11 protein-coding genes are annotated in these 14,597 nt (G+C 75.0%); 9 read left to right on the top strand and 2 right to left on the bottom strand.

What is annotated here, in order from left to right:
* The first annotated feature begins 22 nt into the window (after window positions 1–22).
* From ACZ4Z2_RS13910 to ACZ4Z2_RS13870, 9 genes are all read left to right on the top strand, one after another.
* Window positions 23–700: a class I SAM-dependent methyltransferase gene (locus tag ACZ4Z2_RS13910; protein ID WP_468075960.1), complete on the top strand. Its 678-nt coding sequence runs from the start codon at window positions 23–25 to the stop codon at window positions 698–700.
* Window positions 697–5,154 (top strand): alpha-(1->3)-arabinofuranosyltransferase domain-containing protein, encoded by a 4,458-nt coding sequence (locus ACZ4Z2_RS13905; RefSeq protein ID WP_468075958.1) that lies wholly within the window; start codon window positions 697–699, stop codon window positions 5,152–5,154. Before ACZ4Z2_RS13910 ends, ACZ4Z2_RS13905 begins: the two co-directional genes overlap by 4 nt.
* Complete coding sequence (locus ACZ4Z2_RS13900) at window positions 5,151–6,500, top strand: condensation protein (protein WP_468075554.1); 1,350 nt, start codon at window positions 5,151–5,153, stop codon at window positions 6,498–6,500. The genes ACZ4Z2_RS13905 and ACZ4Z2_RS13900 overlap by 4 nt, the downstream gene beginning before the upstream one ends.
* Window positions 6,500–7,264: a class I SAM-dependent methyltransferase gene (locus ACZ4Z2_RS13895; protein ID WP_468075552.1), complete on the top strand. Its 765-nt coding sequence runs from the start codon at window positions 6,500–6,502 to the stop codon at window positions 7,262–7,264. Before ACZ4Z2_RS13900 ends, ACZ4Z2_RS13895 begins: the two co-directional genes overlap by 1 nt.
* Window positions 7,265–7,266: 2 nt before the next feature.
* Complete coding sequence (locus ACZ4Z2_RS13890) at window positions 7,267–8,193, top strand: hypothetical protein (protein ID WP_468075550.1); 927 nt, start codon at window positions 7,267–7,269, stop codon at window positions 8,191–8,193.
* Complete coding sequence (locus ACZ4Z2_RS13885) at window positions 8,190–8,429, top strand: Trm112 family protein (protein WP_468075548.1); 240 nt, start codon at window positions 8,190–8,192, stop codon at window positions 8,427–8,429. The genes ACZ4Z2_RS13890 and ACZ4Z2_RS13885 overlap by 4 nt, the downstream gene beginning before the upstream one ends.
* Entirely contained in the window at window positions 8,426–9,244 is an 819-nt protein-coding gene (locus ACZ4Z2_RS13880; protein ID WP_468075546.1) for an FkbM family methyltransferase, read from the top strand. Before ACZ4Z2_RS13885 ends, ACZ4Z2_RS13880 begins: the two co-directional genes overlap by 4 nt.
* Window positions 9,219–9,845 carry a hypothetical protein gene (locus ACZ4Z2_RS13875; protein ID WP_468075544.1) on the top strand — a complete coding sequence of 209 codons (627 nt, stop codon included), beginning with the start codon at window positions 9,219–9,221 and terminating at the stop codon, window positions 9,843–9,845. The genes ACZ4Z2_RS13880 and ACZ4Z2_RS13875 overlap by 26 nt, the downstream gene beginning before the upstream one ends.
* Before the next feature lie 128 nt (window positions 9,846–9,973).
* Window positions 9,974–10,891 carry an MEDS domain-containing protein gene (locus ACZ4Z2_RS13870; protein WP_468075542.1) on the top strand — a complete coding sequence of 306 codons (918 nt, stop codon included), beginning with the start codon at window positions 9,974–9,976 and terminating at the stop codon, window positions 10,889–10,891.
* 66 nt (window positions 10,892–10,957) lie between these two features.
* Here the strand turns inward: ACZ4Z2_RS13870 and ACZ4Z2_RS13865 are convergent, their stop codons facing one another.
* Window positions 10,958–13,402, bottom strand: a complete 2,445-nt coding sequence (locus ACZ4Z2_RS13865) for an ATP-binding protein (RefSeq protein WP_468075540.1) — start codon at window positions 13,400–13,402, stop codon at window positions 10,958–10,960.
* A 186-nt stretch (window positions 13,403–13,588) separates the two neighbouring features.
* Window positions 13,589–14,482: an ATP-grasp domain-containing protein gene (locus ACZ4Z2_RS13860; RefSeq protein ID WP_468075538.1), complete on the bottom strand. Its 894-nt coding sequence runs from the start codon at window positions 14,480–14,482 to the stop codon at window positions 13,589–13,591.
* Window positions 14,483–14,597 lie beyond the last annotated feature (115 nt).

The raw sequence follows: 14,597 nt of genomic DNA, 5'->3' as shown, positions 1-14,597 counted from the left end.
CCTCGCCCTCTTCCGGGCCTTCATGCGGGAGCAGGACGACCCCGCGTCCTGCTACGCGCTGCTCGCCCGGGACGCCGTCGACCAGGTCGAGGCGTACGGCGGGGAGGTGGCGGGCCGGACCGTCGTCGACGTCGGCGGGGGCAGCGGGTACTTCACCGAGGAGTTCCGGCGGCGCGGTGCCCACGCCTACCTCTTCGAGCCGGACCCCGCCGAGCTGGGCGCCAAGCCGCCCGACGGGGCCGTGGTCGCCGACGGGTACCTGCTGCCCCTGGCCGACGGGGTCGCGGACGTCACGTTCTCCTCCAACGTGCTGGAGCACGTGGCCGATCCGCCGACGTTCCTCAGCGAGCTGGTGCGGGTGACCCGGCCCGACGGGCTGATCTATGTGTCGTTCACCAACTGGCTGTCCCCGTGGGGCGGTCACGAGTGGGCGCCCTGGCACTACCTGGGGGCGGAGCGGGCGCGGGCCCGCTATCGGCGCCGTACCGGGAAGGACGCCAAGCACACGCTCGGCGAGAACCTCTTCGCCGTGCACATCGGACGCACCCTGCGGCAGGTGCGCGCGCGGGACGACGTGACGGTCGTGTCGGCGCGCTCCCGCTACTGGCCGTTCCTCGCGGAGACCGTCGTGAAGGCGCCGGGGCTGCGCGAGTTCGCCACCTGGAACCTCCTTCTCATCCTCCGGCGGTGTCCACCATGACGAGCACGGTCCAGGCTCCACCTCCCGCGCCGGTGCGGCCGGCGGGCACGACGGGGCGGCCTCCCGAGGGGCGTCGGTCGCGCCGCTGGCTCCTGGGGTTCTGGGCCGTGGTGTTCGTCCTGCTGGTCCTCGCGCGGCCGGGGCGGCAGACCTTCGACACCAAGCTCGGGGTGACCACCGACCCCTGGCAGTTCCTGTCCGACCTGGGGCAGCTGTGGCACGACAGGGGCGGGTTCGGCGGGATCCAGGACCAGTACGTCGGCTACGTGTGGCCGATGCTGCCCTACTACGGGGTCAGTGATCTGGTCGGGCTGCCCGTGTGGCTCGCGGAGCGGCTGTGGATGTCGCTGATCGTGTCGGTGGCCTTCTGGGGCGCGCTGCGGCTGGCCGAGCGGCTGAGGATCGGGAGCCCGGCGTCGAGGCTGGTGGCGGCCGCCGCGTACGCGCTGTGGCCGGTGTTCACCACCGTCGTCGGGTCGACGTCGGCGGCGGCGCTGCCGGGGGCGTTCCTGCCGTGGGTGCTGCTGCCGCTGACCGACGAGAAGTACAGCGCGCGGGTGGCCGCGCTGCGGTCGGCGCTGTTCATCCCCTTCATGGGCGGGGTCAACGCCGCCTCCACCCTCGCCTCGCTGCTGCCCGTGGGCCTGTACCTGCTCAGCCGGCCGCCGGGGCCGCGGCGACGGAGACTGATCGTCTGGTGGGTGCCGGGGGTGGTCCTGGCGACCCTGTGGTGGGTGGTCCCGCTGCTGCTCCTCGGCTTCTACGGGGAGAACTTCCTGCCCTATGTGGAGACCTCGCAGACCACGACGGCCACCATGTCCGCCACCGAGGCGCTCAGGGGCGCCGGGAACTGGGTGGGCTATCTGCACTTCGGTGAGGCGTGGCTGCCGGCCGGCTGGTCCGTGGCCGCGTCCGTGCTGGTGATCCTGTCGTCGGCGCTCGCGGCGGGGCTGGGCCTGGCCGGGCTGGCCCGGCGGGACATGCCCGAGCGGCGGTGGTTGGTGCTGACCGTGCTGACGGTCGCGCTGGTCACCCTCGCCGGGTACGCGGGGTCGTTCGGGGCGCCCTTCCACGGGGTGGTCCAGGACCTGCTGAACGGGGCCCTCGTGCCCTTCCGGAACATCTACAAGTTCCAGACGGGCCTGGCGCTCGCCCTGGTCCTCGGGCTGGCCCATCTCGTGGGCGTGGCCGCGCGGGAGCGGGGGGCCCGGCGGGTGCGGGGGCGCCGGTTCGCGCCGCTGGTCGCGGCCGTGGTCGTACTGCCGGGGCTGCTGTGGCCGTACCTCAACGGGTCGGTGCTGCAACCCGGTTCGTTCCAGGAGCTGCCCAAGTACTGGCGGGCCACGGCCGACTGGCTGGAGAAGTACTCGCCGGACTCCCGGGCCCTGGTCGTACCCGCCACCGCGCACGGCATCCACACCTGGGGCTCCACCATCGACCAGCCGCTGGACGTGCTCGCCGGGTCCCGCTGGGCGCAGCGGGACTACGTCCCCTTCGGCACGCCCGGCAACCGGCGCGCGATGGACGCCGTCGAGCAGGCGCTGCTCACGGGCGCCGAAGTGCCGGGTCTGGCCGACTACTTGAGCCGGGCGGGCCTGTACTACGTCGTCGTCCGCAACGACCTGGACCCCGACCAGATCGGCTCCGTGCCCACCGCCACCGTGAAGCGGACGCTGGAGCAGTCCGGGTACGAGCGGGTGAAGGGGCTGGGGCCGGTGATGACCGGCGGGGTGATCGCCGAGAACACCCCGTTGCAGGTGGAGGGGTTGTACGCGCGGCAGCGGGCCGTGGAGATCTACCGGCCCGCCGAGGACGTGCCCCGCCCCGGGCAGGCCGGGCTGAAGGCGATCGCGGACACCGCCGTCGTGTCCGGCGGCCCGGAGTCGCTGCTGCCGCTGGCCGCCGACCCGTCGACGCGGGACCGCGCGGCCGTGCTGACCGGTGACAACCATCCCGGTCTCGGCACCCCGGCCGTGCAGGTGGTCGGCGACGGGATGCGGCGCGCGGACACCCGCTTCGGCCTGGTCAACGCCAACACGTCGTACACCTACACGGCGGACGAACGGAACCCGAGCGGGAGCGTGCAGGACGCGGGCGGGAAACCGCGGCAGATCCTCCCCCTGAAGGGACTCGCCCATCAGACGGTGGCACAGCTGCGCGGCGCGAAGTCCGTCACCGCGTCGACGTCCGGCAACTGGCTGTTCCACCTGCCCCGGTTCGACCCGGTGAACGCCTTCGACGGCGACCCGGCGACGGCCTGGGCGGAGGGTGCGGCCGGCTCGGCGAACGGACAGTGGCTGCGGATCGACTTCGACGGCCCCCGGGACATCCCGTCGACGTTCGAGGTCACCCCGCTGCCCCAGAACGGGGTGCGGTCGGCGCCCACCCGGATCAAGGTGGAGACCGAGCGCGGCTCGCGGTCCACGAACCTCCAGGCCGACGGCTCCACCCAGACCGTCGACGCCCGCCCGGGTGAGACGAAGTGGCTGAAGGTCACGATCCTGGACTCGGCGCGCCGGCACGCCGGGCTGGTCGGCGCGGGCTTCTCCGAGATCGACCTCCCCGGCGTCCGGGTCACCCGTACCCTGCGGCTGCCCACGGACGCCCAGGGCCCCGACAGCACGGGCGCCCCCGCCGAGGTGGTCTCGCTGCGCCGCCCCGCCGACCCCACCGGGCTCTCCCCCACGGGCACCGAACCGGGGCTGCACCGCGTCTTCGGCACGACCACGGCCGGGACGTACCAGGTGAGGGCGAGCGCCGTGCCCGTGCCGGGCGAGGAGCTGGACAAGCTGCTGTACGAAGTGGCCCCGGAGCAGGACAACCGGATCACGGCGACCGCCGACTCCACCGCCTCCCTCGGGGCCGGGCTGTCGCCGCGCAATCTGACCGACGGGGACCTGACCACCGCGTGGATCGCGGGCGACGACCCCACGATCCATCTGCGCTGGGAGGGCAAGCAGCCCATCGGCTCGCTGGTGCTGGCCCCGGCGGGCGGCCTGTCGACCCGGGCGACCGAGGTCGCGATCAGCTCGCCGGACGGCGCGGTGATCGCGGGTGTCGACAAGAACGGCTGGGTCCGCTTCGAGCCCATCACCACCGACCGCCTCGACATCACCGTCACCGGGACGGCCCGGCTGACGGTCCACAACCCCGTCGCCGACGACGATCTGCGCCTCCCGGTCGGCCTGACCGAGGCGTACGTCCCCGCGCTCGACCCGTACCGCACCCCGCAGCCCGCCCCGACCCGCGACGTCGACCTGCCGTGCGGCGAGGGCCCGGTCGTGGAGATCGACGGCAAGCGGTACGAGACCAGCGCGAAGGGGACCGTACGGGACCTCACCGAGCGCCGCCCGGTCGAGCTGACCCTGTGCCAGAACGACCGGGCCGACCCGGCGTTGGAGCTGGGTCCCGACGAGCGCCACACCGTCGACTCCGACGACTCGGGCGCCCTCGCCGTCACCGAGGTCACGCTCACCCGGGGCACGGTCACCGCCCCCGCCGCCACCGGACGCGACCTGCGCGTACGGGACTGGCTGGGCGACCGCCGCGAGGTGACCGTCGGCGACGGCGCGGCCTCCTACCTCACCACGTACGAGAACCACAACGACGGCTGGAAGGCCACCCTGAACGGCCGCGAGCTGACACCGGTGCGGCTCGACGGCTGGCAGCAGGGCTGGCGGATCCCCGGCGGGGCGGGCGGCGCGGTCACGCTGTCGTACGAGCCGTCCGTGACGTACGAGGCCGGGCTGATCGGCGCCGGGGTGGCTCTCGCGGCCCTCGTCGGGCTGGCCCTGTGGCGGCGCCGGGAGCCCAACCCGGACGCGCCGCAGCCGGCACCGCCGGGTCCCGGGCTGTGGCTCGGGCTGGTCGCCCTCACCCTCGTCGGCTTCGTGATCGCGGGCTTCCTCGCGCTCCTCGTCCCGCTGCTGGCACTGCTCGCCCGGAAGCGGCACGCCCTGCTGGTGCCGATCGCCTTCCTCGCGCTCGCCGGGGCCGGGATCGCGGCGGCGACCGGGGCGGGCGAACCGGTTGCGGCGGACCGGGGCGCCTTCGGGCCCGTCGCCCAACTGCTCGCCCTGCTGGGGCTGTTCGCGGCGCTGGTGAGCGTGGGGAGCCGGGGGGAGCCGTCCCCGGACCGGCCCGGCTCCACCCGGGAGTTCCAGGTGCCGCCGGGTGCGGAGGAGCCGACGGAGCGGTTGCCGCGGCGGGCCCGGACCACCGGCCCTGCCGCCGGCCAGACGATCTCCGCGCGCGGCCCCGGGGTGCCGTACCAGGAACCGGACACACCGACCCGCCGCATCCCCCTCACCAAACCGGAGCGGGGGGCCGCCGAACCGAGGGACGGCGGGGGCGGTACGGGCGGCTCCGGGGGCTCCAGGGGCTCCAGGGGTGTGGACGCCTCGCGGGCCGTGGACGACCTTGACGGTGTCGCGGGAAGGGGTGAGCGGACATGACCGCGCTGGACCGTCCGGCCCGTGACGACGCCGACGGGGGCCCCGTCCGCATCCCGTTCCCGGTCGTCGACGAGGTCTCCCGCCACTGCCTCCAGGAGGAGGAACCCGAGACCGTCCACATCGAGGTCCACCTCCCCGGCCGCCTCGACCCCGGCCGCCTGCGCACGGCGTTCACCGAGGCCCTCCACCGGCACCCCCGCATCCTGATGCGCGAGGCCCCGGCGCACTGGTACAGCCGCCGCTACGAGTGGGAGCTGACGCGGGAGCCGGACGTGGAGGTGGTGACCTTCCCGCCACCGGGCCCGGAGGCCCTGCGCGACGCCCGCACGAGGTCCCTCACCCAGGCCCCGCCCCTGTCCCTCTCGCCACCGATCCGCCTGGAGGTGATCACGGCACCCGCCGGCGCGGTCTCCCCCACCCCCGCGCGTCCGGACCGCGAGGGCACCGTCCTCTGCCTCACCGTCAACCACACCGCTCTGGACGGCCCCGCCTGCCTCCGCGTCCTCGCCACCGCGGCGGAGCTGTACGGCGGTGAGGACAACGCGCCCACCGCGCCCCCCGTCCGCCCCGCCACCCCCGCCCTGACCCCCGCCGATCTGGAGACCCCCGCCAACTGGGCCCCGCCCGCGCGCGTCGCACCCGGCACGCCCGAAGCCTCCCCGGGCAACGGTCTGCTCGTCACCGAGCTGCCCGTCCCGCGCCGCCCCAGGTCGGCCCCGTACACCGTGAACGACCAGCTGATGGTCACCACGGCCCTGATGCTCGCCCACTGGAACCGGGAACACGGCGCCCCTGCACGCCCCTTCCGCATCACCATGCCCGTCGACGACCGGCCCCGGGACACCGGCATGCCCATCGGCAACGGCACCCGCCTCGTGGAAGTCCCCTTCTCCCCCGAGGACCTGGACCAGAGCCGCACCCCTGCCGCCGTCCTCCTGCGCCGCACGGCCGACCGCACGCGGGCCCTGAAGTCGCTCGCCCGGCCCCAACTGGGGCACGGCGCCGCACTGCTGACCGCCCCGGTGGTCCCCGTCTCCTGGCGCGCCGCCCTCACCCGGGGCCTGCGGCGGGTGGCCGCGCCGTGGACGTCGACCACCCTGCTCAGCAACATCGGCCGCATCCCCTACCCCCTGGACTTCGGCGAGGGGGCCGGCCGCGCCCACGCGGTGTGGTTCTCGGCGCCCGCCCGTGTGCCCCGCGGCCTCACCGTCACGACCGCCTCCACGGCCGGCCGCCTCCACCTGGCGCTGCGCTGGTCGCGCACCCTGCTCGGCCACGGCGACGGCACCCACCTCCGCGACCTCTTCGAGCGCTATCTGCACGCGACGGAAGAGGACACCCGCTGATGTCCACGAACCCGAGGACGTCCCCCGCGCGCCGCCCCGGTCTGCGGGACTTCTACGAGGACCCGGACGTCCCCGTCGCCTCGGGCGGCCCCCGCAGCCTCCGGCAGGCCCGCATGCTGGCCGACGCGCTCGGTCCGGCCGCCGCCCACGGGGCCCGCACCATCCTCGACATCGGCTGCGGCGACGGCACCGCCGCCGCCACCGCCGCGCCCCTGCTGTCCGGCCACCGCCTCATCGGCGTCGACTGGTCGCAGGACGCCCTCCGCCGCGCGCGCACCCGGCTGCCGTACGCCGTCCGCGGCGAACTCACCGACGGCGGGCTGCCGTTCCGGTCCGAGTCCGCGGACGCCGTGCTGTTCAGCGAGGTGATCGAGCACCTGGTCGACCCGGACGCGGCGCTCGACGAGATCCGCCGTGTGCTGCGCCCCGGCGGCCATCTGATGCTCTCCACCCCGAACCTCGCCGCCTGGTACAACCGGGCCCTGCTGCTCGCGGGCGTCCAGCCGGTGTTCTCCGAGGTCAGCCTGCGCGGGATCCACGGCCGCCCGGGCACCGAGGTGGTCGGCCATCTGCGGCTCTACACGGCCCGCGCGCTCCGGGAGTTCGTGGCCGCCTCCGGCTTCGACGTCGTACGGCTGCGGGGCGCCCCCTTCCACGGCGTACCGCGTCCGATGCGCCCGCTGGACCGGTTGGTGTGCGCGGCCCCGTCGGCCGCGTCGATCCTGCTCCTGCACGCGCGCAAGCCGTCGGCCCGGGGGGCCTGACCATGTGGTGGGGAGTGGCCGCGGCCCTGCTGGCCAACGCGCTGTACAGCACCGGGTTCGTGCTGGAGAAGCGGGCGCTCGGCGCACTGCCCCAGGTGTCGGTGCGGCAGCCGTTGAAACTGCTGCGGCTGGTCCTCGGCAGCCCCTTGTGGATCGGGGGGTCGCTGTCGCTGGCCGCCGGGTTCGCGGCGCAGCTCGCCGTGTACCGGACGCTGCCGATCGCCGCCGCCCAGGGCATCTTCGTCTCCGGGCTCGTGCTGCTGGTGCTGCTGTCGGCGCGGCTGCTCGGGGAGGAGACGACGGGCCGCGAGCGGTACGCGCTGGGTGCCATCCTCGCCGCGCTGCTGATGGTGGTGCTGTCGCTGGACGCGGGCACCGACACGGTCAGCCGCGACGCGCCGTACGCGCTGGTCCTGACCATCTGCCTGCCGTCGCTGGCGCTGGGTGTGTGGCTGTACCGGTCCGCTGAGCGGCGCGCCCGGCACCGGCACCGGCTGCCGACCACGGGCGTGGAGTACGGCGTGGCCGTGGGCCTGCTGTACGGCGTCAGCTCCCTCGCCATCAAGGGCGTGTCGAGCCGGCTGGCCGCCGACGGGATCGGGGACGCGGTGGTCGGGGTGCTGCGCTCCCCGTACCCCTACCTCCTGCTGTTCACCGGCGCGTTCGGCCTGGTCATGTCGCAGGCGGCGCTCCAGCGCTGCCGGGCGTCGCTGATCGTCCCGGTGTGCACGACGGTGACCTGCCTGTTCACGGCCGTGCTCGGCACGCTGTCGTTCGGCGAGTCGCTGCCGGACGATCCGTTGCGGCTGGCGCTGCGGCTGTCCGGCACGGTGCTGGCGGTCGGTGTCCTGCTGAGCATGCCCAAGCACGACGCGCCGCCGTCGGCGCCCCGACCATCCTCCCCCGCCAAGGAGTTGACACCGCCATGAATCCCGACGACCCGTTGCTGCGGATCCTGGCGTGCCCGCTCGACAAGGGCCCGCTGCATCTGGTGGCACCCGAGGAGGGCCCGGACGAGGCCACGCGGGCACCGGAGTCGCTCTACAACCCGCGGCTGCACCGCCGTTACCCGATCGTCGACGGCGTCCCGCAACTGCTGCCGTCCTCGGGTGAGCAGGTCACGGAGGACGAACACGAGGCACTGCTGAGGAGGATGTCCTCATGACCACGCTCGCCGCCCGGCTCGCCCAGCTGCTGCCCGACCGGGCGGTCGCCGCGACCGCCCGGTTCGTCTACCCCCGGTTCGAGCCCGAGCTGACCCGGCTCGACGAGCTGTGCCCGCCCGGCTGCGGTACGGCCGTCGACGTCGGCGGCTGGTACGGCCCGTGGACGCACCGGCTCGCGAGACGGGCCGCCCGGGTGGTGACCGTCGAGCCGGTGCCCCGGCTGGCCCGGCTGCTCGTCGCGGGCGCCCCCGGCAACGTCCGGGTCGTGCGGGCCGCCGCCTCCGACCGGCCGGGCACCGCCCGGCTGTGGCTGCCGCCCGGCGACGACGGCGGGCGGGGCGTGTCGTCCCTGGTCCGCCGGGACATCCACGCCCGTGCCCTCGACGTCCCGTGCGTCACCCTCGACGGGCTCGGGCTGAGCGAGGTCGGCTTCGTCAAGATCGACGTGGACGGCAACGAACTCGCCGTGCTGCGGGGCGCCTCCGGGATCCTCACCCGTGACCGGCCGGCGCTCTTCATCGAGCTGGAGTCCCGTATCCAGCCGATCGCCCCGGTCGTCGACCACCTCACCGGCCTCGGCTACACCGGCTGGGTGCGGCCCGCCGCAACCTGGCACCGGCTGAACCCGGCCGTGCTGGAGGCCCACCAGGCGCGGACGTCGTACGTCGCGTCCCACGGTCTGCTGCGCCGCGTCCTGCCGTTCGGGGGGCCGCGCTACGTCAACTCGGTGCTGTTCCTCCCGGACGGGCGCCGCCCGGGTGAGCGGGCCGTGCGGGAGCATGGCTCCCATGCCCTCCGCGAAGCGCCCCGGTAGCCCCTCGGGCCCGTTCACCCCGCTCGACTTCCAGCTCGTCCTGCTGCGCCGGATGGCGGACCACAATCCCGGGCTCGTCGAGGAGGCCCGGCGGGAGCTGGGGGTGTCGATCGCGGAGATGCGCGAGGCGAACAAGCGGTGGCAGGCGATGGTCCGCTCGCCCCGGGCGCGGGGCGCCGCCGCCCGGTACCGGTCCGTCCTGGGCACGCCGGAGTCCGTGGTCCCGCGCCGCATCGGCGACCTGGACTGCGAGGCCCGGCTGTGGCCGGTGCCGCTGTGGGCGGACCTCCGGTTCGAGGTGCTGGTCGGGCCGGACGGGGCGGTGTGGAACGAGTGGCTCGTGCGGGCGCCGGGTGCCACCGGCCCCGAACCGGCCACGCTGGAGGACCTCACGCCGTGGTCGTGCACGGTCGACGAGGTGGCCCGCGCGTTCGCCCCCGTCCGTCCGCTGGAGGGCTCGGCGCCGACCCGGTGGGGGCTGGCGTTCGTCGCGCCGGACGCGCGGGGGACGCGACAGGAGGTCGTCGCCGAGTTCACCTGGGGGTTGTTGCAGCGCGTGAATGCCGGGCAGGGCGCTGCCGCCGGTTCGGGCCGGACGTGACCGGTCATCCTTGTCCCTCATTCGCTCCCCGCCGGACCCAAGTCGGCCAGTCGCGATCATCTCCTCAACGGCGGCCCGGGAGGGCTTAACCTCCGCGCAGAGTCCCGTACCGCCAGGGAGGCGCCCCCATGTCGTCCGAACGTTCCCCGGAGCGTCGCATCGTGTCCGTCGACGGGCTGCGGCTGGGGGATCACGCGTGCATGGGGACGGCGGACGTGGCCGGGGAGTCGCCGTGGAAGGTGTTCACGGCGTACACGCGGACCAGTCTGGCGCGCCGGGAGAAGGTGCTGCTGGTGATGGACCCGGACGACCTGACGGACGACGAGGTGGTCACGCTGCTCGACGGGGGCGACGGCCGGGCGGTGGCGGCGCGGGACAGCGGCCAGCTGGTGCTGCGGCGGAACACGGAGATGTACGTCCCCGACGGCCGCTTCGACAAGGAGCGCACGATCGACGCGTACCGCGCCGAGGTCGACCGGGCCTACGCGGAGGGCTGGTCGGGGCTGCGGGTCACCGCCGACATGAGCTGGGCGCCCCGGGTCCGTCTCGGCCCGGAGCGGCTGCTGGACTACGAGGCGTCGGTGGCGCCGCTGTTCGCGGACCCGTTGTTCACCGCGATCTGCTGGTACGACCGGCGGCGGTTCGGGGACGACCTGACGGCCCGGGTCGCGGAGGTGCACCCGGTGCGGGTCAGGGAGCCGGCCGACGCGCCGCCGGTCACCGGCGCCCCGCAGGACGGCCGGGCCGCCGGTACCGCGGAGCCGGGCACGCGCCCGGAGTTCATGGAGGCCCTGCGGGAGGCGCTGGACCACCGGGACGACTCGGCACCCGGTCACTTCGTCCTCGATCTGCGGGACCTGTGCTTCATGGAGGCGCACTGCGCGTGGCAGCTGATCAGTCTCGCCGCGTCCCTGCCGCCCGGCAGCGATGTGACCGTGCGCTGCGGGGAGCTGCTCGCGCTGGTGCTGGAGCAGCTGGGCGCGGCGGAGGTGCCGCAACTGGTGGTAAGGGTGGAGGGCGAGGAGGAGGAAGAGGCGGCCGGGTGAGCCTTCCGCCAGCCCCTGTGGGACCCTCAGGGCCCCTTCAAACCTTTCCAGGACCCGCAGGCCCCTTCAGGACCACGACCGCGCGCTGAACCAGGCCGCCACCTGGCTGCGGTTGCGGAAGCCCAGCTTGACCAGGATCCGTTCGACATGGCCCTCGGCGGTGCGGCGGGCGATGACGAGGTGGTCGGCGATCTGCTTGTTGGTGCGGCCCTGGGCGACGAGGGCCGCGACCTGGAGTTCCCGCCGGGTGAGCGGCACGGGAGCGGCGGGGGCCGCGGTGGTCGCGGCGGTGTCGGGGGCGCGGCTGCCGGCCGGGGTCCGGGCGTCGCGTAAGCCCGGGGCGGGCCCCTCGTCCGCGGCGGGACCGGGGCCCGAGCGCACGGTCGGGGCGGGGCGGCCTCCGCGTGCGGGGCGGCCCGCGCGCACGGCCGGGGCGGGATCCTCACGCACGCTCGCTGTGTTCGTCCCCTCCGCCGCCTCGTCGAGGGCGTAGGCGACGCTCTCCTCCGGGGACAGCGCGGCGCCGCGCCGGCGGGAGCGTTCGTAGGCGTGGTCGCCGAGGGTCTCACGGGCGTGGTGTTCGGCGGCGCCCAGGCGGCCGGGCCGCTGGGCGGCCGTGGGGTCGCCGCCGATGGCGTGCCAGATGCGGTCGACGGCGCCGTGCAGCACGGCGGCCCGCTCGGCCCGCCCCGCCAGGGCCTCGGCGGCGGCGAGCAGGTCGAGGGTCCGGGCGAGGCTCTGGTGCTGGCGCCGGGTGTACGGCAGCCGCAGGCAGGCGCGCGCCTGCCCGGCGGCCCGCTCCGGTTCCCCGGCCGACCAGTGGGCGAGGGCGAGGGTGCGCAACGCCCAGGAGCGGGCCCACTGTTCGCCGTGCGCCTCGCACAGGGCGACGGCCTCGGCGCACAGCGGGATCGCCGCGGCGGCGCGGCCCCGGCTGACCAGGGTGCAGGCCAGCTCGATCCGGGTGAGGACGACGAAGGAGGCGCTGGAGGTCCGGGCCCGGCCGGGGCCGAGGGTGACGGGCGGCGGCGCGGGGACCGGGAGTTCGGTGTCGTCGGCGGGCGCGGGCCGGGCGGGGCCGGGGCCGGCCAGGACGGCGGCCGAGCGGCTGTGGACCAGTGAGGTGAGGGCGCCCGCCCACAGGGCGCGGGTCAGGGCCTCGTCGGGCCGGGCCCCGGCCAGCAGCGCGCCGTCCATCCAGTGCCGGCCCTCACCCCAGCTGCCGTACGCGACCCAGTGGAACCACAGGGTGGAGGCGAGCCGCAGCCCGTGCTGCGCCTCGCCGGGGGTGGTGAGGCAGAAGTCCAGCGCGGCCCGGAAGTCGTCCTGGTCGATGCGGAGGCGTTCGGTGATGCCGGCCTGGTCGGGGCCGAACCAGGCCCGCTCGTACGCGGCGCCCAGCCGGGCGAAGTGGTCGCGGTGCCGCCGCCGGGTGGCGACCGTCTCGCCCAGGTCGTTGAGCTTCTCCAGGCCGTAGTCGCGCAGGGAGACCAGCAGCCGGTAGCGCACCCGGCCGTCGTGCTCCTCACGGACGAGCACGGACTTGTCGACGAGTCCGGCGACCGCGTCGAGCACGTCGGCCCCGCTGGTTCCGCCTCCGCCGCAGACGGCCTCGGCGGCGGCCAGGTCGAAGCCGCCGACGAACACCGACAGCCGCGCCCACACCACCTGTTCCGCGGGCGTGCACAGCTCGTGGCTCCAGTCGACGGCGGAGCGCAGCGTGCGGTGGCGGGGCGCGGAGGTGGGGCTGCCGCAGGTGAGCAACTGGTAGCGGTCGTCGAGGCGTTCGACGAGCTGGTCCACCCCGAGGGCGCGGACCCGGACGGCCGCGAGTTCGATGGCGAGCGGCAGTCCGTCGAGGCGCCGGCAGAGACGGGCCACGGCCCGCAGGTTGGCCGTGCCGACGGTGAAGCCGGGGACCACGGCCGCCGCACGGTCCGCGAACAGCCGCAGCGCCGGGAACGTCTCGACCGCCTCCGGGGTCAGCTCGTCCCCCGACGGCGCGGGCAGCGGCGGCACCTCGAAGAGCCGCTCCCCGGCGACCCCGAGCCGGTGCCTGCTGGTGGCGAGGATCCGTACGCCCTCGGTGGCCGCCAGCACGGTCCCGACGAGAGTGGCGCAACTGCGCGGCAGGTGCTCGCAGTTGTCGAGCACGATCAGGGCCCGCCGGTCGCGCAGATACTCGACGAGGACGTCCAGCGGCGGCCGTACGGTCTCGCTGCGCACTCCGAGGGCGTCGTTCACCGCGTGCGGGACGAACGCCTCGTCCCGCAGCGCGGCCAGCGACACGAGCCACACGCCGTCGGGGAAGGCTCGCGCGACCTGTTCCGCGACATGTCCGGCGAGCCGGGTCTTGCCCACCCCGCCGGGCCCCGTCAGCGTCAGCAGTCTCCCCGCCGACAGCAGCCTCCTGACTTCCGCCGCCTCCTCCCGCCGCCCCACGAAGCTCGTCAGCTCCGCCGGGAAGCCGGAGGTGCGCCGCGACTCCGTTCCGCCCACGACCCCGGTCACGCCCTCACTTGTGGTTCCCGTACAGGCTGTTGTAACCGCGAAGACCAGCCGCCGGGCACGGGCGAGCCACCGTGGAGCGGGATTTGCCGCCGGTTCGGGTGAGCGGCCTTGGGGTGAGGGGCTTTCGGGTGAGGGGCTTTCGGGTGAGCGGCCTGAGCTCTTCGGAGGGGCCGGTGCTCGACGGCGTTATCGCGCCGCGGCCGCCAGCACCGCCTCGACGACCCGCGCCACCGACTCCGGGTGCAGCCACAGGAACAGGTTCGGCTCGACGAGTTCCAGCTCCATGACGCACGGCCGCCCGTCCTCACCGGTGACGAGGTCCACGCGCGCGTACAGCAGCTCCGGTCGCCCCGGCACCGCCGCCAAGGCCCGCTCGGCGACGGAGAGTTCGTCCGTCGTCGGGGTCCAGCGCTCCAGATCGGGGTGGGCCACCTTGTCCGCGTCGTACGCCGTGTCCGGCGACAGCACCGCGCCCTTGCGGCTGGCGTGCAGCAGCCGGCCGCCGAAGAACTGCAGCGCCCGCTCCCCCTCGGTGTCGATGCTGGTCACGAACGGCTGCACCATCGCGGTGAGCCCCTCGGCGTGCATCCGCTCGACATGCCGTACGGCGGTCTTACGCTGCTCCGCCCCGGCCCCGTAGCGGGCGGCGAACCGGGCCCCGGCCCCGGAGGTCGGCTTCACGACGTACTCGTGCGCGTCCGGCAGGTCCACGGGGGCGCCCGGCGCGAGATAGGCGGTCGGGACGACGGGCACCCCGGCGTGCGCGAGGTCGCCGAGGTACCGCTTGTCGGTGTTCCAGCGCACGACGTCGGCCGGGTTGGCGAGCCGGGTGACCCTGCCGCACTTCTCCACCCAGGCGGCGAACTCGGCCGCCCGCCAGCTGTAGTCCCAGGTGGACCGGATGACGACGAGGTCGTGGGCCGACCAGTCCGCGTCGGGGTCGTCCCAGTGCAGGGCCTCCGCCTCGGCCCCGGCGTCCCGCAGCGCGCCCACCAGCACCGGCAGATCGCGGTCGGCACTGGTCCGCGCGCCGGGGTCGTAGGTGGCGAGGGCGATACGGGGGGCGGCGGTGCGGGCCACGGGGACTCCGTTCTCGTACGGGGCTCGGCCATCCGTCCCGGCGCGGACGGCTGCTCGGGCATCCGGTCTCCGGCGCAGGCTAACAACCGGGGCTACCGGGCCGGAGCCGCCGGCC

The organism is Streptomyces sp. NPDC030183 (assembly GCF_055573455.1).
The sequence above is the reverse complement of the archived record's forward strand: the minus strand, read 5'-3'. Positions and strand labels throughout refer to the sequence as shown.

Bases quoted from the DNA above. Each gene is read 5' to 3' on its own strand.
- ACZ4Z2_RS13900 (WP_468075554.1), top strand. From the start codon at position 5,151: ATGACCGCGCTGGACCGTCCGGCCCGTGACGACGCCGACGGGGGCCCC.
- ACZ4Z2_RS13905 (WP_468075958.1), top strand. From the start codon at position 697: ATGACGAGCACGGTCCAGGCTCCACCTCCCGCGCCGGTGCGGCCGGCG.
- ACZ4Z2_RS13895 (WP_468075552.1), top strand. From the start codon at position 6,500: ATGTCCACGAACCCGAGGACGTCCCCCGCGCGCCGCCCCGGTCTGCGG.
- ACZ4Z2_RS13885 (WP_468075548.1), top strand. From the start codon at position 8,190: ATGAATCCCGACGACCCGTTGCTGCGGATCCTGGCGTGCCCGCTCGAC.
- ACZ4Z2_RS13875 (WP_468075544.1), top strand. From the start codon at position 9,219: ATGCCCTCCGCGAAGCGCCCCGGTAGCCCCTCGGGCCCGTTCACCCCG.
- ACZ4Z2_RS13890 (WP_468075550.1), top strand. From the start codon at position 7,267: ATGTGGTGGGGAGTGGCCGCGGCCCTGCTGGCCAACGCGCTGTACAGC.
- ACZ4Z2_RS13870 (WP_468075542.1), top strand. From the start codon at position 9,974: ATGTCGTCCGAACGTTCCCCGGAGCGTCGCATCGTGTCCGTCGACGGG.
- ACZ4Z2_RS13880 (WP_468075546.1), top strand. From the start codon at position 8,426: ATGACCACGCTCGCCGCCCGGCTCGCCCAGCTGCTGCCCGACCGGGCG.
- ACZ4Z2_RS13910 (WP_468075960.1), top strand. From the start codon at position 23: ATGCGGGAGCAGGACGACCCCGCGTCCTGCTACGCGCTGCTCGCCCGG.